We start from the raw sequence: 26,150 nt of genomic DNA, 5'->3' as shown, positions 1-26,150 counted from the left end.
ACTCCGCAGGCCGGAGGCGATGAACTGAAGGTCATCATCGAAAGCGCGTTCGAGCGCCGCCAGGGCCTGACCGTCGACGAGATCGACGGCTCGACCCGGCCGGCGGTGGAGCGGGTGATCGACGGTATCGAGCGCGGCGAATTCCGCGTCGCCGAGCCGGATGGGCAGGGCGGCTGGAAGGTCAACGAGTGGCTGAAGAAGGCGGTACTGCTGTACTTCCGCACCCAGGACATGGAAGTGGTGGAATCGTACCCGGCACCGTTCTGGGACAAGATCCCGGCCCGTTTCGCCGATTACGACGAAGCCGCGTTCCGTGCCCTCGGTGCGCGCGTGGTGCCTGGGGCGATCGCCCGTCGCGGCGCGCACATCGGCAGGGACGTGGTGCTGATGCCGAGCTTCGTCAACATCGGCGCCTACGTCGGCGAGGGCACCATGGTCGACACCTGGGCGACGGTCGGCTCCTGCGCCCAGATCGGCGCGCACTGCCATCTGTCCGGCGGTGCCGGCATCGGCGGTGTGCTGGAGCCGCTGCAGGCCACGCCGACGATCATCGAGGACCACTGCTTCATCGGCGCGCGCTCGGAAGTGGTCGAGGGCTTCGTGGTCGGTCATCACAGCGTGATCGGCATGGGCGTGTTCCTCGGCCAGAGCACGCGTATATACAACCGCGCCACCGGCGAGGTCACGTATGGTTCCGTGCCGCCGTACAGCGTGGTGGTGTCCGGCCAGTTGCCGGCCGCCGACGGTTCGCATTCGCTGTATTGCGCGGTGATCGTCAAGCAGGTCGATGCGAAGACGCGCGCCAAGACCAGCATCAATGATCTGTTGCGCGGGCTGGCGGATTGACGATGACGACTTTGTACGGACTCAAGAACTGCGACACCTGCAAGAAGGCTCGCAAGTGGCTCGACCGCTTCGGCATCGAACACGCTTTCGTCGATTACCGCGACGAGCCGCGCGCACCGGAGACGCTGGTCGAGTGGAAGGACAAGCTCGGTGGTTGGGACGCGATGATCAACAGATCGTCGACCACCTGGCGCAATCTGCCGGCCAACCGCAAGGCGCCCGGATCGGAAGCGGAGTGGAAACTGCTGCTGCGCGAGTATCCGCAGTTGATCCGTCGACCGGTGGTGGTGACGGACGATGGCGAGGTGACGCAGGGCTTTTCCGACAACGGCTTCAAGAAGCGGTTCGGGGTTTGAAGTGGGTCATCCCGAGCGTAGCGAGGGACCTGCCTTGAAAGTCCGCGGGGGACGCGACCGGGCATGGCTTTGCAGGACACGCCGTGAATACGTCCCTGTAGGCTCTTCCGAAACATCCATGTTTCGGAAGGTCCCGCAAAGCCATGCCCGATCGCGTCTGGACATATGTCCGGAAAGCAGGCCCCTCGCTACGCTCGGAATGATGGTGTGGAGGCGAGTGCGGTGAGTGACGTTCTTGATCTGACTTGTGAACTGATCGCCCGGTCGTCGGTGACGCCGGACGATGCCGGTTGCCAGCAGTTGATCGCCGCGCGGCTGCGGGCAGCCGGTTTCGCCTGCGAGCACCTGCGCTTCGGCGAGGTCGACAACCTGTGGGCGACCCACGGCGATGGCGACGGTCCGACCCTGGTGTTGCTCGGCCATACCGACGTGGTGCCGCCCGGCCCGCGCGAGGCGTGGAGCAGCGATCCGTTCGTGCCTGATATACGTGACGGCGTGCTGTACGGGCGTGGCGCGGCCGACATGAAGGGCAGCGTGGCTGCGTTCGTGGTCGCCGCCGAGCGGTTCGTCGCCGCGCATCCGGAGCATCCCGGGCGACTGGCGCTGCTGCTGACCTCGGACGAGGAAGGCGATGCGATCGACGGCGTACGCAAGGTCGCCGATGTGTTCCGTGAGCGTGGTGAACGCATCGACTGGTGCATCACCGGTGAGCCGTCGTCGAAGCAGCGGCTCGGCGATCTGCTGCGTGTCGGCCGTCGCGGCAGCCTGTCGGCGACGCTGGCCGTGCGTGGCGTGCAGGGCCATGTCGCCTATCCGGACAAGGCGCGCAATCCGCTGCACCTGGCATTGCCGGCGCTGGCCGAGCTGGCCGGCCGGGCATGGGACGAGGGCTACGAGACCTTCCCGCCGACCAGCCTGCAGATCAGCAATATCCATGCCGGTACCGGTGCCAGCAATGTGATTCCGGGCGAGCTGCAGGTGTCGTTCAACCTGCGCTACAACCCTCACTGGGATGCCGAGCGCCTGGTCGAGGCCTGCGAGGGCGTGCTGTCCTCACACGGGCTGGACTTCGACATCCGCTGGCACCGCAGCGGCGAGCCGTTCTTTACGCCCGAAGGTCCGCTGCGCGCGGCTGCACGCGAAGTGCTGGCGCGATTCGGTGGCGGTGCGCCGGAGGAAAGCACCGGCGGCGGCACCTCGGATGCACGTTTCATCGCTCCGTTGGGCGCGCACTGCATCGAAGTCGGTCCGGTCAACGCCAGCATCCACAAGGTCGACGAGCATGTCCGCGTTGCCGACCTGGAAGCGCTGCCGGACCTGTACCTGGCGTTGATCGAGCGCCTGCTCGCCCAGGAAACCACTCCGCGGTCGTAGCCCGGGCGAGCGAAGCGCATTGGGGTTCGAGTGAGCATCCCCGGGTGCGCTTCGCTTACCCGGGCTACGTGCTATGTGCCGCTACTTCGCGGGCGTCAGTACCAGCGTGTACCGTGCCGGTTCCGGCAGGAATGGCGTTGGCCTGCCATGCACCCAGTCGTCATGGCCTGCGCCCCAGAACGGCGACAGCGGATGGCCGCTCTGGCCCCCGGGCATGTGGGCGATGCCGTCGGCCTCATGGCCGGGCGAAACCACCATCCGCTGCGATGCGCCGAAGTCAGGACCCTGCACGCGCGGCATGTGACTGTCGCCCGGCAGCGGTTCGGCCGGCATGCACAGCAATGGTTTGGCCAGGTCGGGCAGGGCACGTGACAGCGGGTGGCAGATACGGGCGGTGTTGCGTTCGCCCCAGTTGCGCTCTTCCAGCGGCCCGGATGCTTCGAGTTCATCACGCAGTTCGGCGGCGGCATCCTCGAACAGGGCCTGCCAGGTGTCATGGCGCGGCGACAGCAGGTGCATAGGCTGCTCGGTCACCAGCGGCCAGGCCACGCCTTCCAGTTGCTTCAATGCCGGCATCGCGAAGTCCTCGCCGAGTGCGTCGCGTGCGGGAGAGAGCAGGCCGTCGGTGATGCGCTCGAGCACTTTCAGCCGCCAGCCGCGGACCAGCCGGTAGCCGACCGAATCGATGCCTGCATGCCCCGATCTGCCGGCCGCGGCTGCAGCCACGGTCTGCAACGCCGGGGTACGGGCCTGTTGCGCCTGCTGTTGCAGCAGGTCATGCCAGCGCTGGAGGAACAGGGCCCGGTCATCGAGCTGGATCCGGAGCAGGTCGTGTTCGTCGAAGCGGCGGCGGGCCTCGAGCGAGTCGCGGATCTGCTGGCCACGGGCGCCGAGCGAATAGCCGCCATCGCCGATGCGCGCCAGCATGTCGCCGTCGACCACGCGGCTGTTGGCCGTCCACAGCCGCGCGGTGCCGGGGCCGGACACGCTGACGCCGGTCGATGCGGCCAATGCCCACGGCGGACAGGCCTCGAGGTCGCCCAGGAGCGTGTCGGCAGATCTGCCGGCGGTATCGCGTGGTGAGGCGATGCAGTGTTCGCCGCGATCGGGCAATGGACCGAGCAGGCGCCAGGCGATGCGCCCATGGGCATCGCCGACCAGCAGGTTCTGTGCCGGAATGGCGATGTCGTCGGCCAGGCGCAATGCCGCGTTCACCGTGCCTGTCTCGGCGAAGCGGGCCAGCTCCATCGTCAACGAGCCCGGCAAGTGTGCGACCCAGCGCAACGCCAGTCGGTTACCTTTGTCGTCGCGATGCAGGACCGGGCCCCAGGCGGTCTCCTCGATCTCGAAATCGACATCATCGGCACCGGCCACTTCGATCCGCTCGACCACCGTCGTGCCGGGCATGCAGTCCGCCGCGGCGTGGGGGCAGGGCGGCAGCTGCCGCCAGTCGAGCCAGTCGCCGTAGCTGTTGGTGAATGCCCAGGCGACATGCCCATTGCTGCCGACCACGATCGCCGGCAACCCCGGCAGGGTGAAGCCGGTGGCGTCGACCCGGCCGCCGGCGGCATTGCGCTCGGGGTAGCGCAGGCGGGCACGGAACCAGATGTTCGGCGCACGCAGCCCCAGGTGCATGTCGTCGGCGACGATCGCGCGGCCGTTGCGGGTCAGGCTGCCGGCGACGGCGAAGTTGTTGCTGCCCACGACCCGGGCATCGGGCAACGGTACGATTGCCGTGGTGTCGTCGAATGGCAGTTGGCGCAGGTCGACGCGGTCGGGGCCGGGCAGCGTCGCGTCGCCCACCGCCGCACCGGTGATCGGTGCGTCCCAGCGGCTGCCGCCGTGGGTGATCAGTTCGAACAGCGGCGCCGGCAGGTGCGGCTTCAGTTTCCACAGAGCCAGTTCGTCGGCATTGGAAGCGTCCTGCAGGTCGAAGTACATCGCATAGGCGACCAGTGCTGAATCCTCCAGGCGCCACGGTTCGGGTGTTTTGCGCAACAACAGGTAGGGCCACGGCCGTGCCTTCAGGTCGGCAAGGCCGGCATTCACGCCTTCGACATAGGCTTCGATCATCGCTCGCTGGGTGCCGGTGATCGTGTCCATGTGCTCGCGCACTCGCGCACGCATGCGATGGATGCGATGGCGTTTGTCGGCTTCCACCGCGGCCGGGCCGAACAGCGCGGCCAGTTCGCCGGCCGCGGTGCGACGCATCAGATCCATCTCGAAATAGCGCTCCTGGGCATGGACATGACCCAGCGCACGCATCGCATCCTCTCGGTTGCGCGCGTCGATGGTGACCACGCCGAGCGCATCGCGTTCGACAGTGACCTCGGCCGAGAGCCCGTGCAGCGACAGCCCCCCATCGAGCTTCGGCAGACTGGCGGCCATCAGCAGCCATATCGCGATGACCAGCAGTGCAGCGCCCAGCAGGAGCAGCAGCGCTCCCCTAACCAGCGAACGCACCATGGTGTCCCCTTCCAGAATGGTGTTCGTCGAGCTTATCCAAACTGCGGTCCGTTACATATGAAATCGTCGCTTGCAAGGGCGGCGACACTGCGTCAGGATCGACCCATGCACTTCATCCGCGCCCGCGCCGCCCTTGCCAATGCCCTTCCGGGCGGCCGCAGCGTGCCGGTCTCCAACGTCACCGAGAATGACAACGCCAGCCCTCCACAGGCCGGTGATTAGCACCTAGTACCCCAAGGTTCCATCGCTCTCCCCCGGCCTGCACTGCGAAGTGCGGGCCTTTTTGTTTTTCCTCTTCCAAACGCTTCCCATACGAATCCACGGAGTCAATTGAATGTGCTCGATCCTAGGAATCTTCGGCCTGCAACCCGGCGACGACATCGGCACTCTGCGCCGGCAGGCACTCGGCCAATCGCAACGCCAGCGCCATCGTGGCCCGGACTGGAGCGGTGTCCACGCCGACGATGGCGCGATCCTCGTCCATGAACGCCTGGCCATCGTCGACCCTGCAGGCGGTGCGCAGCCGATCCGTTCGGGTGATGGCCAACTGGTGCTGGCGGTCAACGGCGAGATCTACAACCACCGCGAGCTAGAGCAGGCGCTCGAACGTCCCTACGAGTTCCAGAGCGGCTCAGACTGCGAGGTCATCAGTGCGCTGTACCGTCAGGCCGTGGAAAGCGGCGGCGATGTCGGCGCCTGGCTGGGCCGGCTCAATGGCATCTTCGCATTCGCGCTCTGGGACCGAGAGCGGCAGCGCTGCCTGGTCGCACGTGACCCGATCGGCGTCTGCCCGTTGTACTGGGGACATGATGCCGACGGCCGCCTATGCGTGGCTTCGGAGATGAAGGCATTGGCCGACACCTGTGCCGACGTCGCCCAGTTCCCGCCCGGGCACTACTACGACAGCGAGCGCGGAGAAGTCGTGCAGTACTACGTGCGGCCGTGGCGGGAGCACGATGTCACCCGGGGCGTGGAGGTATCCAAGCAGGCATTGCGCGAAGCCTTCGAGGCTGCCGTGCATCGCCAGCTGATGAGCGACGTGCCGTATGGCGTGCTGCTTTCGGGCGGGCTGGATTCGTCGCTGGTCGCGGCGGTGGCGGCACGCTTCGCCCGCAAGCGGGTCGAGGACGACGACGCCAGTGAAGCCTGGTGGCCGCGCCTGCACTCGTTCGCGATCGGGCTGGAAGGCTCGCCCGACCTGGCCGCGGCCGAGATTGCGGCCGAGGCGCTGGGCACGGTGCACCATGGCTTCACCTACACCTTCGAGGAAGGCCTGGACGCACTGCCGGAGGTGATCCGCCACATCGAGACCTACGACGTCACCACCATCCGCGCGTCGACGCCGATGTTCCTGCTCGCCCGGCGGATCAAGGCGATGGGGGTGAAGATGGTGCTGTCGGGCGAGGGCAGCGACGAGGTGTTCGGCGGGTATCTCTACTTCCACAAGGCGCCGGACGCGCGCGAGTTCCACGACGAGACCATCCGCAAGCTTGACGCCCTGCACAACTACGATTGCCTGCGCGCGAACAAGTCGATGATGGCCTGGGGCGTGGAGGCGCGGGTGCCGTTCCTCGACGTCGATTTCCTCGACGTGGCGATGTCGATGGATGCCAGGCACAAGATGGTCGGCACCGGGCCGGATGGCCGCAGGCGGATCGAGAAGGCGGTGTTGCGTGAGGCATTCGAGGGCTACCTGCCCGACTCGATCCTGTGGCGGCAGAAGGAGCAGTTCAGCGACGGCGTCGGCTACGGCTGGATCGACGGCCTGCGCGATCATGCCGCGGCACAGATCAGCGACCGCGTGTTCGCCGCCGCGGCCAGCCGCTTCCCGGTGAACCCGCCGCAGACCCGGGAGGCCTACCTGTACCGACACATCTTCGAGCAGTTCTTCCCCGGCCCCGCTTGTGCGGCGACGGTGCCGGGCGGCAAGTCGATCGCCTGTTCGTCTTCCGCGGCGATCGCCTGGGACGAGGCGTTCGCCAAGGCCGCCGACCCGTCAGGACGGGCGGTTGCGGGGGTGCATGAGGCGGCGCTGACCTAGCGGTACGATAGCGGCCGGGTCCAGGCGGCCGGCTTCGGCCGACGAGTCGCCGAATCCTCCATCTTTTCGCTTTGGGACATGAATCACGATGAAGAGAGTGTGCGGCGGCTGCATCGCAGTCCTGATGATGGTGTTCGGCAATCCCGCCGGCGCCGAGGCACCGGCCCCGGGTCCGCACAGCCGTGCGGAGGCAACCAGCATCGTTGCCGACATGCGTCGCATCGTTACCGACCAGGGCATCGAGCGGCTGGAAAAGGTACGTATCGGAGGCATCGAGCAATGGGTCTCGATCCGTGGCAACGATGCCCGTAACCCGGTCCTGCTGATGTTGCACGGTGGACCGGGTTGGGTATCGATGCCGACCAGCTGGTACTTCCAGCGTGGCTGGGAGGAGTACTTCACTGTTGTCCAATGGGACCAGCGCGGCGCCGGCAAGACCTATGTCGAGAACGATCCGGAACTCATCGCGCCGACGGTGACGCCCGAACAGATGATCGCCGATACGGTCGAATTGGTGGCCTGGCTGCGTCGCGAGTACGGCAAGGAGAAGATCTTCGTCCTCGGCCATTCGTGGGGCAGCTATCTGGGCCTTGAGCTGGCATCGCGCCATCCCGACTGGTTGCACGCCTACATCGGTATCGGCCAGGGAACCGACATCCCCGAGAGCGAACGCCGCGGTTGGGCCTGGACCATGGACAAGGCGCGCGCTGATGGAAATGCCGAGGCCATCGCCGAACTGGAGTCCATCGCGCCCTATGCCGAAGGCGACGACGCCCCCGCGCTGGCCGACGTGTACAAGCAACGCAAATGGCTGAACCACTACGGCGGCATGGTCCACAACCGCACGGGCGGCGCAGCCGAAGCCAGAGCGATCGCGCTATCCCCGAGTACACCGACGCCGATGTCGCCCGCGTCTGGGAAGCCAGCAACTTCTCCGAGGAAAAGCTGCTCGCTTACGTGCTTGCCCAGGACATGTCCCGGATCAGGCAACTCGATTGTCCGCTGCTCCTGTTCCTCGGCCGGCACGACGTCAATGTCTCCTCCGAAGTGGCCGCGGAATGGTTCGAGGAAGTACAGGCTCCGCACAAGCAGCTGGTGTGGTTCGAGCATTCGGCGCACGAGGTCATGAACGAGGAGCCCGGCAAGACCCTGGTCTCGCTCGTGCAGTACGCGCGCCCGTTGGCGGAACGCGTTGGCGACGTGCCGGAGTAACCGATCCGGGACAACACGTGAACGGGTAGGATGAGCGGCCTTCATTTGCCACAAGGATTCCAGCATGGACAGACGCCAATTCCTGGGCTCCACTGGCTTGGCTGCATTGTCGCCGGCGTTGGGGTTGGCGCCGGGTGCCGGGACCGTCGAAGCGGCGGAACCGGCGCCTGGCTTGTTTCGGGAAGTCAACTTTTTCCATGACGGCCTCGGCCTGAGCCCGCGCGAATACGCCACCTTGCTGCAGGGGATGACCGACGGCGATGAGCTGACCAGCGACGGCTATTCCAATGGCGGTGTCATCGAAGCGCTGGAGCGGAAGTTCGCGCAGAAGCTGGGCAAGGAAGCGGCGATGTTCGTCCCCACCGGCACGCTGGCCAACCACCTCGCATTGCGCAAACTCGCCGGCAACGACCGCCGCGTGCTGGTGCAGGCGGAAAGCCACTTCTATTGCGACAGCGGCGACTGCGGCGAAGTGCTTAGCGGTCTGAACCTGGTTCCGCTGGCCGAAGGCCGCAGCACGGTTACCTTGGATGAGGTCAGGCGCTGGGTCGAGCGCTCAGGTGGCGGACGCGTGCCGATGAAGATCGGTGCGATTTCGATCGAGTCGCCGGTGCGTCGCCGCGACCACGAGATGGTCGACTTCACCGAGCTGGAGCGCGTGTGCCGGTATGCGCGCGAGCAGGGCATCCGCCTGCATCTGGATGGCGCGCGGCTGTTCAATCTGCCGTATCACTCAGGCCGAAGCATCCGTGAGTACGCCGCGCTGTTCGATACCGTGTTCGTGTCGCTGTGGAAGCACTTCAATGCCGCGTCCGGGGCGATCCTGGCCGGCGACGCGTCCTTCATCGACGGGCTGTACCACATGCGCCGCATGTTCGGCGGCTCACTGCCACAGGCGTGGCCGGTGGCGGCGGCGGCCATCGAGTACGTGGACCGCTACGAGGAAGAGTACGCACAGTCATGGCGAGCGGCGGACCAGCTCATCGCGCTGCTCAAGCCAAACAAGCGGCTGCAGGTGCGCAAGATACCGAACGGTACCAGCCGTTTCTTCATCGCTGTCGAGGGGGGCGATCTCCGGGCCGTGGTAGCACGTGCGGCAAGGCGCGACGTGTTGCTGCCTCGCCCCAACCCCGTCACAGGCGAGTTTGCCATGCAGGTCAATCCGACCGTCCTGCGCATGACGCCCGAGGCGCTGGCAGGAATCCTCGTCGACGCTGCGATCGTCTAGTCACGTCGCTGGAGTCGGTAAACCACCGTCTCCAACGCGGTCACGCCTTCAGCGATGAAGCCCGGTTGCTGGGCGAGGATGTCACGACGCTCAAGCCGCTCGATCGCCCAGTCGCGGTCGTACAGCGCGTGAACTTCGTCTTCGGTCACGCTGAACGGCGGTCCGGCCTTCTCGTGCTGCGGGTATTCGAGGGTGATCAGCAGGCCGCGGCAATCGGCGGGCAGGCGCGCCTGCAGCTCATCGACATAGCGCCGGCGCAGTTCCGGCGGCAGCGCGATCAGGGCGGCGCGATCGAACACGGCGTTGCAATCGGACAGGGCGGCCTTGCCGAGGGCGAACGCGTCGCCGCAGATCAGTTCGATTGCATCGGCGCGGTAATGGCGTCCGTATTGCGATTCCACGATTTCCGGGCTTAGCCCGTGCTCGACGAAGAACGCTTCGACCGCCAGCTGAGACAGCTCGACGCCGAGCACGCGCAGACCCTGCGAGGCGAGCCAGACCATGTCCAGCGACTTGCCGGCCAGGGGCACGAACACGCGGCTGCCCGGTGCGATGCCCAGAGAGGGCCAGTGCTTGAGCAGCAGCGGCGTTGGTTTGTCCTGGTGGAAGCCGATGCGGTTTTCCTGCCAGCGCTGGTGCCAGAAATCGGGTTGCATCGGAGACAACTTACCTTTGTTGTAGCCCGGGTATGGCGAAGCCGCATCCGGGGTTTGAGGCATATCCCGGGTGCGCTTCGCCTACCCGGGCTACGTGGTTGCCGGCTACTCCACCGACAGGCCCTCGACCTTCTGCCACCCGCGCGGCAGCAGTCCACCGCGGGTGGCGCGGCTGCCGATGTAGGCGTCGAGTTCCTTGAACGACAGGCTCATCGTGCGTGCGCCGGACTTCACGCTCAGCGTGCCGCCGGGCGGTACCACCGCCACCGCGACCACCCGCTCGGTGCCGAGCTTGGCCTTGGGAATGTCGATCAGCTTGTTGCCCTTGCCTTTGTCGAGCTCGGGCAGTTCGCTGACCGGGAACGCAAGCAGGTGGCCGGCGGTGGTCGCGATGACCACGCGGTCCTGCCCGACATCGCCGACCGCGGCGGGCTGGATCACCTTCGCGTTCGGCGTCAGCGACAGCATCGCCTTGCCGGCCTTGTTGCGGCTGGTCAGGTTCTCGAAGCGGGTGAGGAAGCCGTAACCATGACTCGACGCGAGCACGAAACGGGCATCGTTGTCGCCGCTGGCGACGGCCTGGAACGACGCGCCGGCGGCCGGCGAGAAGCGTCCGGTCAGCGGTTCGCCGTTGCCGCGGGCCGACGGCAGCGAATGCACGATGGTCGAGTAGGAGCGTCCGGTCGAATCGAGGAAGGCGACCTGTTGGGTGCTGCGGCTGCGGGCGGCTGCCAGCAGGCTGTCGCCATCGCGGTAGCTCAGGCCGGCGGCGTCGATGTCGTGGCCCTTGGCCGCACGCACCCAGCCCTTTTCGCTGAGCACCACGGTCATCGGCTCGCTCGGCACCAGTTCGGTCTCGGACATCGCCTGGGCGGCGCCGCGTGCGACCAGCGGCGAGCGGCGGGCATCGCCGAATTTCTTCGCGTCGGCCAGCAACTCGTCCTTGACCAGTTTCTTGAGCTTGGCCTTGCTGCCGAGAGTCGCGATCAGGCGGTCGCGCTCGGCATCGAGCTCGGACTCCTCGCCGCGGATCTTCATTTCTTCGAGCCGGGCCAGCTGGCGCAGCTTGGTTTCGAGGATGTAGTCGGCCTGTTCCTCGCTGAGGTCGAAGCGCTTGATCAGCACCGGCCTGGGCTCATCCTCGCTGCGGATGATGCGGATCACCTCGTCGAGGTTGAGGAAGGCTATCAACAGGCCTTCCAACAGGTGCAGGCGGCGCTCGACTTTGTCGAGACGGTGCTTGAGGCGGCGGGTGACCGTTTCAGTGCGGAAGCGCAGCCATTCGGCGAGGAAGGCCTTCAGCCCCTTCACCTGCGGGCGCCCGTCGAGGCCGATCACGTTGAAGTTGACCCGGTAGCTCTTCTCCAGGTCGGTGGTGGCGAACAGGTGTCCCATCAGCTGTTCGACGTCGACGCGATTGCTGCGCGGGATCAGCACGATGCGGGTCGGGGTGGCGTGGTCGGATTCGTCGCGCAGGTCTTCCAGCCACGGCAGCTTCTTGGCCCGCATCTGCGCGGCGATCTGCTCGATCACCTTGCCCGGCGATGCCTGGTGGGGCAGGGCGGTGACGACGATGTTCGTACCTTCCTTCTCGTACACGGCGCGGGCGCGGACGCTGCCCAGGCCGGTCTCGTACATCGACAGCAGGTCGGCGCGCGGGGTGATGATCTCGGCCTCGGTCGGATAGTCCGGGCCGAGCACGTGCTCGCACAGGTCGCGGGTGGTCGCGTCGGGATCGTCGAGCAGGCGCACGGTCGCGCTGACGACTTCGTTGAGGTTGTGAGGCGGCACGTCGGTGGCCATGCCGACCGCGATGCCGGTGGTGCCGTTGAGCAGCAGGTGCGGCAGCCGCGTCGGCATCCAGGTCGGTTCCTCCATGGTGCCGTCGAAGTTCGGGGTCCAATCGACCGTGCCCTGGCCGAGTTCCCCCAGCAGCACCTCGGCGATGGGGGTCAGCTTGGATTCGGTGTAGCGCATCGCCGCGAACGACTTGGGGTCGTCGCTGGAGCCGAAGTTGCCCTGGCCGTCGACCAGCGGATAGCGGTACGAGAACGGCTGCGCCATCAGCACCATCGCCTCGTAGCAGGCGCTGTCGCCGTGCGGATGGTACTTGCCGATCACGTCGCCAACGGTCCGGGCGGACTTCTTCGGCTTGGCGGCGGCGTTCAGGCCCAGCTCGCTCATCGCGTAGATGATGCGGCGCTGCACCGGCTTGAGCCCGTCGCCGAGGAACGGCAGGGCGCGGTCGAGCACCACGTACATCGAGTAGTCGAGGTAGGCCCGTTCGGCGTATTCCTTCAGCGGGATCTGTTCGAAGCCATGGAACGCCGGACGTACGGATTCGGTCATGTTCAAAGCAGCTCTGTGTGCAGTGGGGGCATTCTATCCGGGTGCCCGTCCCGCCCGGAGAGGCATTGCCACCCCGGGCTGACCGGTCGATGAAAAATTTTCGTCGGCAGGCATTGACAACCGTCCTCGTGCGCAGCAACATACGCGGCTCGCACTGCTGCCGCAGCGCGATTTGCCCAGGTGGCGGAATTGGTAGACGCACTAGCTTCAGGTGCTAGCGGGGGCAACTCCGTGGAGGTTCGAGTCCTCTCCTGGGCACCATATTTCCTCGCAATGGCACTACCAGCCATGCGACAAAGAACCCCGCTCCGGCGGGGTTTTTTTGTGGTTCTTCTCCAGATCGAGGGGAAAGCGCCGGGGCTGTTGGATGACCGGGGCGCTGGGGGCAGAGTACGCGTTCGCTTCCCGGCAAACCGTTCCGGGGCACAAGCAGCGGCCCCGGACCTCCACGCCGGCATCGCACCGGTGTGCGACCATTCGCACATGACAAAGAAAACCCCAACCCGGGGGACATCGGGCAAGAGAAACGCCGGCAAGACGGGCACGAGCAAGACAGGTGCAGGCAGGAAGACCGGGAAGAAGCTCCCGGGCTGGATGCCGGAACCGCCGCCGAAGGGCTTCAAGCCGCAAGGATCGGCAAAGCCCGCGGTGCCTGGCCACGATCCGCATGCCCAGCGTGAAGCGGCCCGCTACGACAACCCGATCGCCAGCCGCGAGATGATCCTGCAGGTGCTGACGGCCGCGGACGGTCCGATGAGCGCCGATGCGCTGGCCGAACGGCTGTCGCTTGTCGAGCCGGAGCGCTTCGATGCCCTCAACGCGCGGCTGCGGGCGATGGTCCGCGACGGCCAGCTGCTGCGCAATCGCAAGGGCGCGTTCGCCCCCGCCGAGCAGATGGACCTGGTGCCGGGCGTGGTGATCGCCAATCCGGACGGGTTCGGCTTCCTGCGTCCGGATGCGGGCGGCGACGACCTGTTCCTGCCGCCGTTCGAGATGCGCAAGGCGATGCACGGCGACCGGGTGATGGCCTGTGTCACCGGCATGGACCGGCGCGGCCGCCTCGAAGGCGCGATCGTCGAGGTGCTCGAGCGCCGGCTCAACCGCCTGCTCGGCCGGTTTACCGAAGAAGTCGGGATCACCTACGTGATACCCGATGACCCGCGCATCCAGCGCAACGTGATGATCCCGGCCGAGGCCCGTGGTGAAGCGCGCCCCGGCCAACTGGTAGTGGCCGAGATCACCCAGCCGCCGGATGCCCGCCGCCCGCCGATCGGCCGCATCCTGACCGTGCTCGGCGAACGCCTGACCGCCTCGCTGGCGGTGCAGGCAGCGCTGCATGGGCACGATATCCCGCACGAGTTCCCACAGGAGGTGATCGACCAAGCCACCGCGGTGCCGCTTGAGGTCGATGCGCAGGCGACCCTCACCCCAGCCCCTCTCCCGCGGACGGGAAAGGGGCTGGGCCGTGTCGATATCCGCGACCTGCCGCTGGTCACCATCGACGGCGAGGACGCCAAGGACTTCGACGACGCGGTCTGGTGCGAACCGAACCGCGACGGTTTTCGTCTCGTGGTCGCGATTGCCGACGTGTCGCACTACGTGCGGCCCGGCACACCGCTCGATGATGAGGCGCAGCTGCGCGCGACCTCGGTCTACTTCCCCGGCTTCGTCGTGCCGATGTTGCCGGAGACGCTGTCGAACGGCATCTGCTCGTTGAAGCCCAAGGTCGACCGCCTGTGTTTCGTCTGCGACATGCAGGTCGACCGCGAGGGAGCAGTCGCAGATTCGCGTTTCTACGAAGCGGTGATGCATTCGCATGCCCGGCTGACCTACACCCAGGTCTGGAACGCGGTGGGCGACGGGATCCCCGAGGAGGACCGCTCCGCGGCGCTGGCCGTGGTCGGCGACCGGTTGCCACAGATCCAGCAGCTGCACCAGCTGTACAGGGTGCTCGCCAAGGCGCGTGAGCGTCGCGGGGCGATCGAGTTCGAGAGCGGTGAGGTCCGCTTCGTGCTCGACAACACTGGCGAAGTGGTGCAGGCCGGCATGCTCCAGCGCAACGACGCGCACAAGCTGATCGAGGAGTGCATGATCGCCGCCAATGTCGAGGCGGCGCGTTTCCTGCTCGCCCAGGACGTGCCGGCGCCGTACCGCATCCACGAGCGTCCGCCGGAACAGAAGTATGCCGATCTGCAGGAATTCCTGAAGGAGTTCAAGCTGCGCATGCCGCCGTGGCCGAAGGTGCAGCCGCGCGATTTCACCAACCTCCTCAAGAAAATCCGCGAGCGGCCCGACGCCACCCTGCTGGAGTCCGTACTCCTGCGCAGCCAGAGCCTGGCGGTGTACTCGCCGGACAACCACGGCCACTTCGGCCTGGCGCTGGAAGCCTACGCGCACTTCACCTCGCCGATCCGGCGTTATCCGGACCTGATGGTGCACCGTGCGATCAAGCATGCGTTGTCCGGCGCGAGCGCGGAGAAGTTCATCTACACGCCGGCGCAGATGGCAGCGCTGTCGCTGCAGTGCTCCGAGCGCTCGCGTCGTGCCGACGAGGCCCAGCGCGAGGTCGACGAGCGTTACCGCGCGGCGTGGATGGAGCAGCACGTGGGCGGTGAGTTCTCCGGTGTGATCAGCGGCGTGACCAGCTTCGGCCTGTTCATCGAGCTGGACGATTCCAAGGTCAACGGCCTGGTCCATGTCACCCAGCTGCCGAACGACTATTACCACTTCGACCCGATCCGCAAGACCCTGACCGGCCAGCGCGGCGGCCGCGAGTTCCGCCTTGGCGACCGAGTCGACATCATCGTGATGAAGGCCAGCGTCGAGGACCGCAAGATCGATTTCAAACTGGTCGAGGAGCGTGGGGTGAAGTCATTGCCGCCACGCGGCCAGCCGGCAAAGCGCAACAAACAGAAATACTAGCTTGTCATCCCCGCGAAGGCGGGGATCCATGGACTTGCCTTCGAGTGCTGAACGTCCATGGATTCCCGCCTTCGCGGGAATGACGGCTACCAACCATCATCGGAATCCCAATGAGCAGCAACCAATGGATCGCCGGCATCAACGCGGTGTCGGCCGCGGTCGAGCATGACGCCGACAACGTGCGCGAGGTGTTGATCGAAGCCGGTGCCAAGAACCCGCGCCTGGCCGAGATCGAGACCAACGCGCGCCGCAAGGACATCGACGTGCGCCGGGTCGCGCAGCAGGCGCTGGACGGCGTGGCCGGCGGCCTGCGCCACCAGGGCGTGGCCGCGCGCTACGCGGCAGCCAGGACCTGGAGCGAGAACGAACTGCAGGGACTGGTCGAGGCCGCCGAAGGGCGTGCGCTGCTGCTGGTGCTCGATGGCGTGCAGGACCCGCACAATCTCGGCGCCTGTCTGCGCAGCGCCGCCGCGGCCGGCGCGACCGCGGTACTGATCCCCAAGGACAAGGCGGTGCAGGTCAACGCGACCGTGCGCAAGACTTCGGCCGGCGCCGCCGACCGGGTGCCGGTGGTACCGGTCACCAACCTGGCCCGTGCGATGCGCGACCTGCAGAAGCTGGGCGTGTGGCTGTACGGGCTGGCCGGCGAAGCGACGGCCTCGCTCTACGACCTCGACCTGCGCGGCAACGTCGCCCTTGTACTCGGCGGCGAGGGCGACGGCCTGCGCCGGCTGACCCGCGAGAACTGCGACCAGCTGGTTCGTATCCCGATGCCGGGCGCGGATGCCGACGGCGGGGTGGAGAGCCTCAACGTCTCGGTCGCCAGCGGCGTCAGCCTGTTCGAAGCAGTGCGGCAGCGCGCCGGCTGACGCTTCCGGTCATTTACCCGCGGGACGGCCTGCCGTATGCGGGCCGTGTGAAAATACCGCACTCCGTGGTCTAAGGTGGCCACGGGTGGAAGCGGGGACGACCCCGCAATTCCATGCATATCCACCCGGGGACGGCCCCGCTTGCCGGAGCCTCCGTCATGTCCTGGATCATCCTTGTCGTCGCCGGTCTGTTCGAGATCGGCTGGGCGATCGGCCTGAAATACACCGAAGGTTTCACCCGCCTGTGGCCCTCCGTCGGCACCGTCGCCGCGATGGGGATCAGCGTCGGTCTGCTTGGTCTCGCGATGAAGTCGTTGCCGGTCGGCACCGCCTACGCGATGTGGGTAGGCGTGGGTGCGGTCGGCACCGTCGTGCTCGGCATCGTGCTGTTCGGTGAGCCGCTCAATCTGCTGCGTGCGCTCAGCGTGTTGCTGATCGTGGCGGGGCTGGTCGGCCTGAAACTGGCGACGCCGTAGGCACGTCGGCGGGCGCGCCTATGCGGGAGACGAAGGCCAGGCGTTGACGACCCTGCAGAACAGTTGTGCGGTGCGCTCGGCGTCGTAGACGGCCGAATGGGCCTCGTCGCCGTTCCACTCCAGCCCGGCGGCCTGCGCCGCGCGGGCGAGCACTGTCTGTCCATAGGCCAGGCCGGCCAGGGTCACGGTGTCGAACACGCTGAAGGGGTGGAACGGGTTGCGCTTGTGGTTGCAGCGCGCCACCGCGGCGTTGAGGAAGTTGAGGTCGAAGTGGGCGTTGTGGCCGACCAGGATCGCGCGCTGGCAGCCGTGCTTCTTGACCGCCGCGCGCACCGGGGCGAACACGCGCTCCAGTGCCGGCCGTTCGGGCAGGGCATCACGGAACGGATGATCGATGTCGATGCCGGTGACCTCCAGCGACTTGGGGTCGATCTCGGTACCCATCGCCGGTATCACGTGGCTGCCGGTGACCTCACCCACACAGAGTCGGCCGTTCTGGTCGACATCGATCGGGGCCACCGCGATTTCGAGCAGTGCGTGGCGGTTCCAGTCGAAGCCGCCGGTTTCGACGTCGACGACCACTGGCAGGTAGCCGCGGAAACGCGTGGCGAGGGGAGAGAGGTCGGCCGCCCTTGCGCCCGTCGGGCGGACCGCGGCAGCGATTTCACGGGGGATCTGCATGCGCGAAAGGGTAGCAGACCGGCGTGGTGGTTCCGGGAGCCGGGGTGAGCCATCCAGACATCAGCTTGCCGGCATGGTCCCCAGCAACACCCCGCTGGCGCGCATCTGCCGAAGCAGGACCAGGCCTTGGGCGATGAAGGCGTCATCGGCCGGGACACCGGCCTCGCTGGCGACGGCGGCCAGCAGTTCGCGTCCAATCGGGCACTGCGACCGGGCGGGGGCTTCGCCGATCAGCTCGGCCAGGCGGAAGGCCAATGGACTCAGTTCGGAGAAACGGACCTTGCCGTCGGGCTCGCGCCGCAACATGAGCAGAGTGGGCGTGGCGGGCGGCTGGTCCGGCAGAAAGTCCGGGCCGATCCGGTGCACCGGCCAGCGGTAGGCCAGCGGCCAGGCCACGGGCGACAGCACCGGGCTGGCGTCGAGCAGATCGCCGTCGGGATCGGCCTCGACACCGTCCTGCCGGGCTTCGGAAATCTGCAGTGCCAGCTCGACCCATTCGTAATGGGCCAGTTCGCCGAGCCAGGGCGGCCCCGCCTCGGGATTGGCCTCGATGAAGCGCAGGAACTCGCGCGCGATCTCGGGGAACAGCGGGGTCTGGCAACGGTGGTCGCGGTAGAAGCGGCGTACCAGCGATGGCCAGGCTTCGCCCAGTGTCCGGCGGATCACCGGGAAGTTGCCGGCCAGCAGGCTTTCGATGTTGTTGAACAGCAGTTCGCGGTAGACCTGCAGCCGGCGCGGTTCGATGCCGGGGGGCGCAGGTTCGCAGTCGGGGTCGCGCAGGTAGCGGGTCAGTTCGAACTGCTGCGCGCGCAGAAGGAGCGGGGCGTTGGCCATGTCAGACGCGGACGGAATGGCCGGCCGGCGCGCGCTGCGTGTCGAGGGTCCGGCGAACGGTGTCCAGTTCGTCGAGCAGCTCGGCGAACGGCGGGAAGTTGAAGTCGCGCTCCAGCAGGGTCGGGCGTGGGCCGAAACGATGATAGGCCTCGCCGAGCAGATTCCAGACCGCGTCCTTGACCGCGGCACCGTGGGTGTCGACCTTCAGGTCCTCGGCCTCGTCGTAGTGGCCGGCGACGTGGATGCAGGCGATCCGCTCGCCCGGCATCGCGGCCAGGAATCGGTGCGCGTCGTAGCGGTGGTTGATCGCATTCACGAAGATGTTGTTGACGTCGAGCAACAGGTCGCAGTCGGCCTCGGCCAGTACCGCGTTGACGAAGTCGGTCTCGGTCATGGCCTGGTGCGGGGCGGCGTAGTAGGACACGTTCTCGACCGCGATGCGGCGGCCCAGGATGTCCTGCGTCTGGCGGATGCGCGCGGCGACGTGGTGCACCGCTTCTTCGGTGAATGGGATCGGCAGCAGGTCGTAGAGCTGGCCGTCGTCGCTGCAGTAGCTCAGGTGTTCGCTGTAGAGCCGGACCTGGTGGCGGTCGAGGAAACGCCGCACCCGGTTGAGGAATGTCTCATCCAGAGGCGTGCAGCCACCCAGCGACAACGACAGCCCATGGCAGGTGATCGGATGGCGGGCGCTGAGCGTTTCCAGCGCCTCACCAAGGCGGCCACCCACCCTGATCCAGTTCTCCGGCGCGCATTCGAGGAAGTCGAACGCACCTGCAGGCGCGGCCAGCAGCGGGTCGATCAGGGCCCGCCGCAGGCCGACGCCGACGGCGTCGGTGGACAAGGGAGGATGGCCGTTCATTCGATCACAGCGGGTTCTTGCGGACGCTTGCGTTTACGCCATGCCGCCGCACTTGCCCTCGCCACACTTGCCTTCCTCGTCGGTCTTGTCGCCGCCGCACTTGCCCTCACCGCACTTGCCTTCTTCGTCGGTCTTGTCGCCACCGCACTTGCCTTCACCGCACTTGCCTTCCTCGTCGGTCTTGTCGCCGCCGCATTTGCCTTCGCCACACTTGCCTTCGGAAGCTTTCTTGGCGGCATCCTGGGCCTGCTGGGCCGCCTGCATGTAACCGCCGGCCAGATCGCTCATTGCGAAGGCCGACGTGGACATCGCCATGCTGCCCAGCAGGGCGGCGCCAACCGCGAGTGCGACCGGTTTCTTGTTGCTGCTCATGTCGTGATTCCTCTCTCTCCAGTGGATGCGGGCCGGTGCCGGATGGTCCGGCCGCCGACACCCTGCTGCTTACGCAGGGCGGAGCATGAGGGTTACACAGGAGGTGTTGCCGCCGCGGTAGGGCCCGGCAACGTCTCAGGCGCGTTCATTTTTCGTTCATTGCGAACGCAGGGCGCGGCGAAAGGTCGCACCCATGTCGCCCGGGCAAGTACAAGCGGCCCCGTGATCCCGGCGGATCAGGACAAGGTCCTGATGAGGCTGTCGGGGGTGGGCTGTGCAGAGCCCCCATGACGGGCACCGGCGGCGCCCGCCGAACCTCAGGGAGAGGTCGTGGTGCTTGAATCGTCGCGCTTCTCGCGCGGCGGCAGTTCGTCCTCGCCCCTGACCAGGAACCAGATGTTCTCTGCGATGTTGGTTGCGTGGTCGCCGATGCGTTCGATGTTCTTGGCCATGAACAGCAGATGGGTGCAGGCGGTGATGCTGCGTGCGTCCTCCATCATGTAGGTCAGCAGTTCGCGGAACAGACCGGTGTAGGCGACATCGATCTCGGCATCGCGCTCGCGGATGCGCTGGGCGGCCTCGATGTCGCTGTCGCGATAGGCGGCCAGCACGTCGCGGACCTGCTTCACCGCCAACGTGCCGAGTGCGTGCAGGCCGGCGACATGGGGCAGGGCCGGCATCAGGTTCAGCGCGGTGGAGCGCTTGGCGACGTTGGCGGCGTAGTCGCCGATGCGCTCGATGTCGGAAGCGATGCGGATCGCCGCCAGGATCTCGCGAAGATCGCGGGCCAGCGGACCACGCAGGGCCAGCTTCATCACGTCGTGGCTGATTTCCTGCTCGAGTGCGTCGATCGCCTCGTCGTTGGCGATGATGCGTTCGGCCGCCTTGTCGTCGCGCCGCTCGACCACGTCGAGCGCGGCTTCCAGCTGCGACGCGGCCATTTCGCCCATGCGCAGGGTCTCGTCGAGCAGGCGCTTGTGCTCTTCATCGTGGCTCTTGACGATATGGTCGTGCATGTCGGTGCTCATCTCTGGTGTGGTTCCTGCCCGGATGGTCGCAGCCGTCCATGGCGTTGTGGTCGTGGCTTCGGATCGCCCGGCCCGGCCATCCGTGGCCGGGCGTTCGGCGAGCTGCGCGGCAGTGCCGCGCAAACAGCTCGTCTCACCCGAAACGACCGGTGATGTAGTCCTCGGTCTGCTGCTTGCCCGGCGCCGAGAAGATCTGCTCGGTCTCGCCGTGTTCGATCAGGTCGCCCAGGTACATGAAGGCGGTGTAGTCCGACACGCGCGCGGCCTGCTGCATGTTGTGGGTGACGATGACGATGGTGTACTCGTGCTTGAGCTCCTCGACCAGCTGCTCGATGCGGCTGGTGGAGATCGGGTCCAGTGCCGAGGTCGGCTCGTCGAGCAGCAGCACGTCCGGACGCAGTGCGACCGCGCGGGCGATGCACAGACGCTGCTGCTGGCCGCCGGACAACCCCAGCGCGCTCTGGTTCAGCTTGTCCTTGACCTCGTCCCACAGCGCGCCCTGGCGCAATGCCTGTTCGACGCGGTCGTTCATCTCCGACTTCGACAGCCGCTCGTGATGGCGGATGGCATAGGCGACGTTCTCGTAGATCGTCATCGGGAACGGCACCGGCTTCTGGAACACCATGCCGACCTTGCTGCGCAGCCGGTTCATCGGGTACTTCGGCGCCAGGATGTTCTCGCCGTCGAGCAGCACTTCCCCCCTGGCTTCGAGCTTCGGATACAGCGCGTAGATCCGGTTGAACACGCGCAACAGGGTCGACTTGCCGCAGCCCGAGGGTCCGATCAGCGCGGTCACGCGCTTCTCCGGAACTTCAAGGTTGATGCCCTTCAGCGCATGGAACTTGTCGTAATGGAAGTCCAGCCCGCGCGCCTCCAGCTTCACCGGGGCGGGCGGCAGGGTGTCGCGACCCGGGGTCACGGTGTTGATGCGCTGGGCGGGAGCGCCGCTGGCGACGTCGTTCATGGCGGGATCCAGGGAAAGGTCAGTCATGGGTCAACTTGTTGCGTAGCACGATGGTGCGGGCCAGCAGGCTGACGACGAGGACGAACATGGTCAGGATGAAGGCACCGGCCCAGGCCAGGGTATGCCAGTTTTCGTACGGGCTCATGGCGTACTGGAAGATCACCACCGGTACGTTCGCCATCGGCGACATGATGTCGTTGGTCCAGTACTGGTTGTTCAGCGCGGTGAACAGCAGCGGCGCCGTTTCGCCGGAAATACGGGCCAGGGCGAGCAGGATGCCGGTCACGATGCCGGGCAGCGACGAGCGGTACAGCACCTGCACGATCACCTTCCACTGCGGGACGCCGAGCGACAGTGCCGCTTCGCGCATCTGCGTCGGGACCAGGCGCAGCATCTCGTCGGTGGTGCGCACCACCACCGGCAGCACGATGAAGGCCAGGGCGATGCCGCCGGCGAGCGCGGAGAAGTGACCCATCTGCGCCACCACCAGGGTATACACGAACAGGCCGAGCACGATCGACGGCGCCGACAGCAGAATGTCGTTGACGAACCGCACCGTTCCCCCGATCCAGCTGGTGGCGGAGTACTCGGCCAGGTAGGTGCCGGCCAGCACACCGATCGGCGCACCGAAAGCGATGCCGAGCATGCTCAACACGAAACTGCCGAAGAAGGCATTGAGCATGCCGCCGGAACTGCCGGGCGGCGGCGTCATCTGGGTGAACAGGGCCAGGTTGAGCGAGTCGATGCCCTTGCCCAGGGTGGTGATCAGGATCCAGACCAGCCAGAACAGGCCGAAAACGGTGGCTGCGATCGCCAGGGTCTGGACGATGATGTTCTTGGCGCGGCGAATACCGTACAGCGAGGCGCTCATCAGTTGCCTTCCTTTCTGGCCAGCTGGCGCAGCATCAGGCGCGCGATCGTGAGCACCACGAAGGTCACGATGAACAGCACGAAGCCGAGTGCGATCAGCGAGGACAGATACATGGGCGAATCGGCCTCGGCGAACTCGTTGGCGATGGTCGCTGCGATCGAGTTGCCGGGTTCGAGCAGGGAGACGATGAGCCGGTGCGCGTTGCCGAGCACGAAGGTCACCGCCATGGTTTCACCCAGCGCGCGCCCGAGCCCGAGGAAGATGCCGCCGATCACCGCCGAGCGGGTGTAGGGCAGGACCACATCCCAGACCACTTCGGTCTTGGTCGAGCCCAGCGCATAGGCCGATTCCTTCAGCTGTCCGGGCACGGTCAGGAACACCTCGCGCATCACCGAGGAAATGAACGGGATCACCATGATCGCCAGCACCAAGCCGGCCGTACCCATGCCCAGCCCCAGCGGCGGCCCGGAGAACAGCGCGCCGACCAGCGGCAGCTCGCCCATGTTGTCGTTGACCCAGGGGTAGACGTGCTCGGCCAGGAACGGCACCAGCACGAACAGGCCCCACATGCCGTAGATGATCGAGGGAATGCCGGCCAGCAGCTCGATCGCGGCACCGACCGGTCCGCGCAGCCACTTGGGCGCGATCTCGGTCAGGAACATGGCGATACCGAAGCTGACCGGTACCGCGATCAACATCGCGATCAGTGAGGTGACCAGGGTGCCGTAGATCGGCACCAGCGCGCCGAAATCCTGCAGTACCGGGTTCCAGGCATCGCGCCAGAAGAATTCGAGGCCGAACTTCTGGAAGGCTGCACGCCCGCCCCACAGCATCGAAAGCGCGGCCGCCCCAAGTGAAACCAGGACGAAAACGCCGGCGGCGGTAACCAGCCAGCGGAAACCGCGATCGGCCCGCAGGTCGCGTGCGTCGCGCTGGCTCGCTGCGGTGGTGGGCAGGGTAGTAGCGTTCATCGGAAAGCCAGAAGCCGGGTAGGGAAGAGGTCGTGCATGCCGGCGGTCGCGGCCGCCATCGCGAGGGCTGGTCCGCAACGCGCCGCCGACGAGGGGGCGGCGCGTTGCGGATGCCCGTGCTTACAGCTTGATCTCGGCGGCCCAGTAGGCCTCGATCTGCTCGACCAGCGGCTTGGGCAGCGGCACGTAGTGCAGCTCGTCGGCCTGCGGGCCGCCGTTCTCCAGCGCCCAGGTGAAGAAGTCGATCGCGTCCTGCGAGCGCTTGGCGTTCTTCGGCTCCTTGTACATCAGGATGAAGTTGGTGGCGGCGACCGGCCAGGCATCCGCACCCTCGGCATTGGTGATGATGAGGCTGAAGTCGCTGGAGTTGGCCCAGTCCGCACTGGCCGCCGCGGCCTGGAAGGCTTCGGCGCTCGGGCGCACCCAGTTGCCGGCGGCGTTCTGCATCGAGGTGTAGGCCATGTCGTTCTGGGTGGCGTAGGCCAGTTCGACATAGCCGATCGAGCCCTTGATCTGCTTCACGTAGGCGGCCACGCCTTCGTTGCCCTTGCCGCCGACGCCGGTCGGCCAGCTGACTGAGGTGCCTTCGCCGACCTTGCTCTCCCACTCGGTGCTGACCTTGGACAGGTAGTTCACCCAGTTGAAGGTGGTGCCGGAACCGTCGGAGCGGTGCACGACGGTGATCTTGGCGTCGGGCAGGGCCAGGCCGGGATTGATACCGGCGATCGCCGGGTCGTTCCACTTGCTGACCTTGCCGAGGTAGATGTCGGCGATCAGGGGCCGGTCAGGCGCAATTCGCCCGGCGCGATGTCCTCTAGATTGACCACCGGCACCACGCCGCCAATCGCGGACGGGAACTGGGCCAGGCCGGCTTCGGCCAGTTCTTCCGGCGGCAACGGCTTGTCGGACGAGCCGAAGTCGACGGTGCCGGCCTTGATCTGGGCGATGCCGCCGCCCGAACCGATCGACTGGTAGTTGATCTTGGCGCCGGTAGCCTTGTTGTAGTCGTCGGACCACTTCGACAGCAGCGGATAGATGAAGGTCGCGCCGGCACCGGTGATCTCCACACTGATCTTGTCGCGGGCGGCAGGGGCGTCCGCGGTCGGAGCGGCATCGGTGCCGGCAGTCGGCGCAGCGGTGTCGCTGCCTGGCTGGCAGGCGGCAGTGGCCAATGCGATGGCAATGGAAAGGACGGCGATACGGGCCGGCGTGACTTTCATGCGGGACTCCATGAGGGTAGTGCCGGCCATGCGGCCAGCGGGCGTGCCTATGAAATGATGTTTTTGTTACATCACGATGACACCGCGGCCCCGTTCATGTTTGTCAGTGAAGAGGCCCGACAGGCGCACGGGCCGCCGCCGGGCTGGCGCTGCTGGCGTGGGGCCTGGCCGGGCTTGCCCGGGCACCGGCATTCCAGAAAGCAGAAAGCGGGCACTGGGCCCGCTTTCCGGAAGGTGGCAAGGGGGTACGGATCAGAAGTTCATGTTCTCGGCCCAGTAGGCTTCGATCTGCTGGACAAGCTCGGGCGGCAGCGGCACGTAGTGCAGCGACTCGGCCTGGGTCCGGCCGTTGTTGTAGGCCCAGCGGAAGAAGTCCTTGGCGTGCCTGGAGCGCGCGGCATCCTTGGGCTGCTTGTACATCAGGATGAAGTTGGTCGCGGCGATCGGCCAGGCGTTTTCGCCCGGGGCATTGGTCATGACCAGGTCGAAGTCCCTGGCCGTGGTCCATTCCGCGCTGGCGGCGGCAGCGGCGAAGCTTTCGCTGTTGGGCAGGACGAAGTTGCCGGCGGCGTTCTTCATGCGCAGGTAGGACAGGTTGTTCTGCAGTGCATAGGCCAGCTCGACGTAGCCGATGCCGCCCTTGATCTGCTTGACGTAGGCGGCCACGCCCTCGTTGCCCTTGCCGCCGACGCCGGCCGGCCAGTTGAGCGCGGTGCCTTCGCCGACCCGGGTCTTCCACTCCGGACTGACCTTGGACAGATAGTTGGCGAAGTTGAAGGTCGTGCCCGAACCGTCGGAGCGGTGGACGACGGTGATCCTCATGTCCGGCAGGTCGATGCCGCCGTTGAGCGCGACGATGGCCGGGTCGTTCCACTTGGTGATCCTGCCGAGGAAGATGTTGGCGAGGACCTCGCCGTCGAGCTTCATCGCACCGGCCTGCACGCCCTGGATGTTGACCACCGGCACCACACCGCCGATCGCCGATGGGAACTGGGCCAACCCGTGCCTGGCCAGTTCGGTGGACTTCAACGGCGCATCGGACGAGCCGAAGTCCACGGTGCGGGCCTTGATCTGGGCGATGCCACCGCCCGATCCGATCGACTGATAGTTGATCTTGTGGCCGGTGGCCTGGTTGTAGTCTGCCGACCACCTGGACAACAGTGGATAGATGAAGGTGGCGCCGGCGCCGGTGATGTCGGCGGCATGCGCGTTGACGGCCGCGGCCGAGGCGAGCACGACGGTGGCGGCGCGAAGGGTGAAGGATTTGAACACGGATGGCTCCCTGGAGTGATGACACGGACCGGCCCGGGGCTGGGCCTGCTCCTGCGGGAATTGCATCGCCATCGTGTTTCAATCCCGCGTCGGTCATGTGGCGGTTCGGTGACCGGGTGGCCGCTCCGACCAGCCTGTGGTGCGGGTGCGTCACTGAAGTGTCATGTAAACCACATCTTCCTGTCAGATTTGTTTCGCACGCTGTGCGCCGTCTTCATATGTGCTTCGACCATCGTGCGGCTGTCCCTGGACAGCAGCCCAGTACCTCCCACCGTATTCACCA

20 protein-coding genes, 1 tRNA gene and 3 pseudogenes are annotated in these 26,150 nt (G+C 66.5%); 11 read left to right on the top strand and 13 right to left on the bottom strand.

Going from position 1 to position 26,150, the window contains the following annotated elements:
* Positions 1–6: 6 nt before the first annotated feature.
* The 3 genes and pseudogenes from dapD to dapE form a co-directional block, all read left to right on the top strand.
* Positions 7–846 (top strand): annotated as a pseudogene (gene dapD, locus FKV23_RS11420) (2,3,4,5-tetrahydropyridine-2,6-dicarboxylate N-succinyltransferase); the annotation flags it as partial.
* A 2-nt stretch (positions 847–848) separates the two neighbouring features.
* Positions 849–1,202 (top strand): Spx/MgsR family RNA polymerase-binding regulatory protein, encoded by a 354-nt coding sequence (locus FKV23_RS11415; protein ID WP_141623951.1) that lies wholly within the window; start codon positions 849–851, stop codon positions 1,200–1,202.
* A gap of 222 nt (positions 1,203–1,424) precedes the next feature.
* The gene (gene dapE, locus FKV23_RS11410; RefSeq protein ID WP_141623950.1) at positions 1,425–2,576 is read left to right on the top strand and encodes a succinyl-diaminopimelate desuccinylase; all 1,152 of its coding nucleotides are present in this window, start codon (positions 1,425–1,427) and stop codon (positions 2,574–2,576) included.
* Positions 2,577–2,657: 81 nt separating this feature from the next.
* Here the strand turns inward: dapE and FKV23_RS11405 are convergent, their stop codons facing one another.
* A complete protein-coding gene (locus tag FKV23_RS11405) occupies positions 2,658–5,042 on the bottom strand; it encodes a penicillin acylase family protein (protein ID WP_141623949.1) in 2,385 nt (794 codons plus the stop codon).
* Positions 5,043–5,376: 334 nt separating this feature from the next.
* On the opposite strand from FKV23_RS11405, the gene asnB reads away from it, so the two are divergent.
* From asnB to FKV23_RS11390, 4 genes and pseudogenes are all read left to right on the top strand, one after another.
* On the top strand, positions 5,377–7,083 hold the full coding sequence (gene asnB / locus FKV23_RS11400) for an asparagine synthase B (protein ID WP_141623948.1): 1,707 nt from the start codon (positions 5,377–5,379) through the stop codon (positions 7,081–7,083).
* A gap of 88 nt (positions 7,084–7,171) precedes the next feature.
* Positions 7,172–7,795 (top strand): annotated as a pseudogene (locus tag FKV23_RS17830) (alpha/beta fold hydrolase); the annotation flags it as partial.
* A 95-nt stretch (positions 7,796–7,890) separates the two neighbouring features.
* Positions 7,891–8,295 carry a serine aminopeptidase domain-containing protein gene (locus FKV23_RS17825; RefSeq protein WP_407067677.1) on the top strand — a complete coding sequence of 135 codons (405 nt, stop codon included), beginning with the start codon at positions 7,891–7,893 and terminating at the stop codon, positions 8,293–8,295.
* A 64-nt stretch (positions 8,296–8,359) separates the two neighbouring features.
* A complete protein-coding gene (locus FKV23_RS11390) occupies positions 8,360–9,523 on the top strand; it encodes a threonine aldolase family protein (RefSeq protein WP_141623947.1) in 1,164 nt (387 codons plus the stop codon).
* On the opposite strand, the gene FKV23_RS11385 is transcribed toward FKV23_RS11390, so the two are convergent.
* Together FKV23_RS11385 and parC are read right to left on the bottom strand one after the other, a co-directional pair.
* Complete coding sequence (locus tag FKV23_RS11385; protein WP_141623946.1) at positions 9,520–10,179, bottom strand: thiopurine S-methyltransferase; 660 nt, start codon at positions 10,177–10,179, stop codon at positions 9,520–9,522. The two genes, FKV23_RS11390 and FKV23_RS11385, sit on opposite strands and share 4 nt — an antisense overlap.
* A gap of 105 nt (positions 10,180–10,284) precedes the next feature.
* The gene (gene parC, locus FKV23_RS11380; RefSeq protein ID WP_141623945.1) at positions 10,285–12,528 is read right to left on the bottom strand and encodes a DNA topoisomerase IV subunit A; all 2,244 of its coding nucleotides are present in this window, start codon (positions 12,526–12,528) and stop codon (positions 10,285–10,287) included.
* A 174-nt stretch (positions 12,529–12,702) separates the two neighbouring features.
* Between parC and FKV23_RS11375 the strand changes: the two genes are divergently transcribed.
* The 4 genes from FKV23_RS11375 (at position 12,703) to sugE (ending at position 16,795) form a co-directional block, all read left to right on the top strand.
* Positions 12,703–12,789 (top strand) — tRNA-Leu (locus FKV23_RS11375).
* A gap of 222 nt (positions 12,790–13,011) precedes the next feature.
* Complete coding sequence (rnr, locus tag FKV23_RS11370; protein WP_167285180.1) at positions 13,012–15,450, top strand: ribonuclease R; 2,439 nt, start codon at positions 13,012–13,014, stop codon at positions 15,448–15,450.
* Positions 15,451–15,560: 110 nt separating this feature from the next.
* Entirely contained in the window at positions 15,561–16,319 is a 759-nt protein-coding gene (gene rlmB / locus FKV23_RS11365; protein WP_141623943.1) for a 23S rRNA (guanosine(2251)-2'-O)-methyltransferase RlmB, read from the top strand.
* A 158-nt stretch (positions 16,320–16,477) separates the two neighbouring features.
* Positions 16,478–16,795, top strand: a complete 318-nt coding sequence (gene sugE, locus FKV23_RS11360) for a quaternary ammonium compound efflux SMR transporter SugE (RefSeq protein WP_141623942.1) — start codon at positions 16,478–16,480, stop codon at positions 16,793–16,795.
* Between the two features lie 18 nt (positions 16,796–16,813).
* Here the strand turns inward: sugE and rnt are convergent, their stop codons facing one another.
* The 10 genes and pseudogenes from rnt to pstS (FKV23_RS11310) all read right to left on the bottom strand — a co-directional run bounded on the left by rnt (position 16,814) and on the right by pstS (FKV23_RS11310) (position 25,933).
* Positions 16,814–17,476 (bottom strand): ribonuclease T, encoded by a 663-nt coding sequence (gene rnt, locus FKV23_RS11355; protein ID WP_141623941.1) that lies wholly within the window; start codon positions 17,474–17,476, stop codon positions 16,814–16,816.
* A gap of 60 nt (positions 17,477–17,536) precedes the next feature.
* Positions 17,537–18,310, bottom strand: coding sequence for an HvfC family RiPP maturation protein (locus FKV23_RS11350; RefSeq protein WP_141623940.1), 774 nt, complete (start codon positions 18,308–18,310; stop codon positions 17,537–17,539).
* Position 18,311: 1 nt separating this feature from the next.
* A complete protein-coding gene (locus FKV23_RS11345; protein ID WP_141623939.1) occupies positions 18,312–19,169 on the bottom strand; it encodes an HvfB family MNIO-type RiPP peptide maturase in 858 nt (285 codons plus the stop codon).
* 33 nt (positions 19,170–19,202) lie between these two features.
* Positions 19,203–19,541 carry an HvfA family oxazolone/thioamide-modified RiPP metallophore gene (locus tag FKV23_RS11340; protein WP_141623938.1) on the bottom strand — a complete coding sequence of 113 codons (339 nt, stop codon included), beginning with the start codon at positions 19,539–19,541 and terminating at the stop codon, positions 19,203–19,205.
* Positions 19,542–19,858: 317 nt separating this feature from the next.
* A complete protein-coding gene (gene phoU, locus FKV23_RS11335; RefSeq protein WP_141623937.1) occupies positions 19,859–20,569 on the bottom strand; it encodes a phosphate signaling complex protein PhoU in 711 nt (236 codons plus the stop codon).
* Between the two features lie 133 nt (positions 20,570–20,702).
* Positions 20,703–21,560 (bottom strand): phosphate ABC transporter ATP-binding protein PstB, encoded by an 858-nt coding sequence (pstB, locus tag FKV23_RS11330; RefSeq protein WP_208543160.1) that lies wholly within the window; start codon positions 21,558–21,560, stop codon positions 20,703–20,705.
* Positions 21,553–22,404 carry a phosphate ABC transporter permease PstA gene (gene pstA, locus FKV23_RS11325; RefSeq protein WP_141623935.1) on the bottom strand — a complete coding sequence of 284 codons (852 nt, stop codon included), beginning with the start codon at positions 22,402–22,404 and terminating at the stop codon, positions 21,553–21,555. Before pstA ends, pstB begins: the two co-directional genes overlap by 8 nt.
* Positions 22,404–23,375, bottom strand: a complete 972-nt coding sequence (pstC, locus tag FKV23_RS11320) for a phosphate ABC transporter permease subunit PstC (RefSeq protein ID WP_141623934.1) — start codon at positions 23,373–23,375, stop codon at positions 22,404–22,406. Before pstC ends, pstA begins: the two co-directional genes overlap by 1 nt.
* A 120-nt stretch (positions 23,376–23,495) precedes the next feature.
* A pseudogene (pstS, locus tag FKV23_RS11315) lies at positions 23,496–24,595 on the bottom strand (phosphate ABC transporter substrate-binding protein PstS).
* Positions 24,596–24,847: 252 nt separating this feature from the next.
* Positions 24,848–25,933 carry a phosphate ABC transporter substrate-binding protein PstS gene (gene pstS, locus FKV23_RS11310; RefSeq protein WP_407067676.1) on the bottom strand — a complete coding sequence of 362 codons (1,086 nt, stop codon included), beginning with the start codon at positions 25,931–25,933 and terminating at the stop codon, positions 24,848–24,850.
* Positions 25,934–26,150: the final 217 nt, after the last annotated feature.

The sequence above is a fragment of the Lysobacter alkalisoli genome (assembly GCF_006547045.1).
In the GTDB taxonomy this organism is placed as follows: Bacteria; Pseudomonadota; Gammaproteobacteria; order Xanthomonadales; family Xanthomonadaceae; genus Marilutibacter; species Marilutibacter alkalisoli.
Note: the sequence above shows the minus strand (reverse complement) of the source record. Positions and strands in the feature narration are given on the sequence as shown.

Excerpts from the sequence above, each read along its gene's own strand:
- FKV23_RS11415 (WP_141623951.1), top strand. The coding sequence starts at position 849 with ATGACGACTTTGTACGGACTCAAGAACTGCGACACCTGCAAGAAGGCT.
- FKV23_RS11405 (WP_141623949.1), bottom strand. The coding sequence starts at position 5,042 with ATGGTGCGTTCGCTGGTTAGGGGAGCGCTGCTGCTCCTGCTGGGCGCT.
- asnB (WP_141623948.1), top strand. The coding sequence starts at position 5,377 with ATGTGCTCGATCCTAGGAATCTTCGGCCTGCAACCCGGCGACGACATC.
- FKV23_RS17825 (WP_407067677.1), top strand. The coding sequence starts at position 7,891 with ATGGCTGAACCACTACGGCGGCATGGTCCACAACCGCACGGGCGGCGC.
- FKV23_RS11390 (WP_141623947.1), top strand. The coding sequence starts at position 8,360 with ATGGACAGACGCCAATTCCTGGGCTCCACTGGCTTGGCTGCATTGTCG.
- FKV23_RS11385 (WP_141623946.1), bottom strand. The coding sequence starts at position 10,179 with ATGCAACCCGATTTCTGGCACCAGCGCTGGCAGGAAAACCGCATCGGC.
- parC (WP_141623945.1), bottom strand. The coding sequence starts at position 12,528 with ATGACCGAATCCGTACGTCCGGCGTTCCATGGCTTCGAACAGATCCCG.
- rnr (WP_167285180.1), top strand. The coding sequence starts at position 13,012 with ATGACAAAGAAAACCCCAACCCGGGGGACATCGGGCAAGAGAAACGCC.
- rlmB (WP_141623943.1), top strand. The coding sequence starts at position 15,561 with ATGAGCAGCAACCAATGGATCGCCGGCATCAACGCGGTGTCGGCCGCG.
- sugE (WP_141623942.1), top strand. The coding sequence starts at position 16,478 with ATGTCCTGGATCATCCTTGTCGTCGCCGGTCTGTTCGAGATCGGCTGG.
- rnt (WP_141623941.1), bottom strand. The coding sequence starts at position 17,476 with ATGCAGATCCCCCGTGAAATCGCTGCCGCGGTCCGCCCGACGGGCGCA.
- FKV23_RS11350 (WP_141623940.1), bottom strand. The coding sequence starts at position 18,310 with ATGGCCAACGCCCCGCTCCTTCTGCGCGCGCAGCAGTTCGAACTGACC.
- FKV23_RS11345 (WP_141623939.1), bottom strand. The coding sequence starts at position 19,169 with ATGAACGGCCATCCTCCCTTGTCCACCGACGCCGTCGGCGTCGGCCTG.
- FKV23_RS11340 (WP_141623938.1), bottom strand. The coding sequence starts at position 19,541 with ATGAGCAGCAACAAGAAACCGGTCGCACTCGCGGTTGGCGCCGCCCTG.
- phoU (WP_141623937.1), bottom strand. The coding sequence starts at position 20,569 with ATGAGCACCGACATGCACGACCATATCGTCAAGAGCCACGATGAAGAG.
- pstB (WP_208543160.1), bottom strand. The coding sequence starts at position 21,560 with ATGACTGACCTTTCCCTGGATCCCGCCATGAACGACGTCGCCAGCGGC.
- pstA (WP_141623935.1), bottom strand. The coding sequence starts at position 22,404 with ATGAGCGCCTCGCTGTACGGTATTCGCCGCGCCAAGAACATCATCGTC.
- pstC (WP_141623934.1), bottom strand. The coding sequence starts at position 23,375 with ATGAACGCTACTACCCTGCCCACCACCGCAGCGAGCCAGCGCGACGCA.
- pstS (WP_407067676.1), bottom strand. The coding sequence starts at position 25,933 with ATGCAATTCCCGCAGGAGCAGGCCCAGCCCCGGGCCGGTCCGTGTCAT.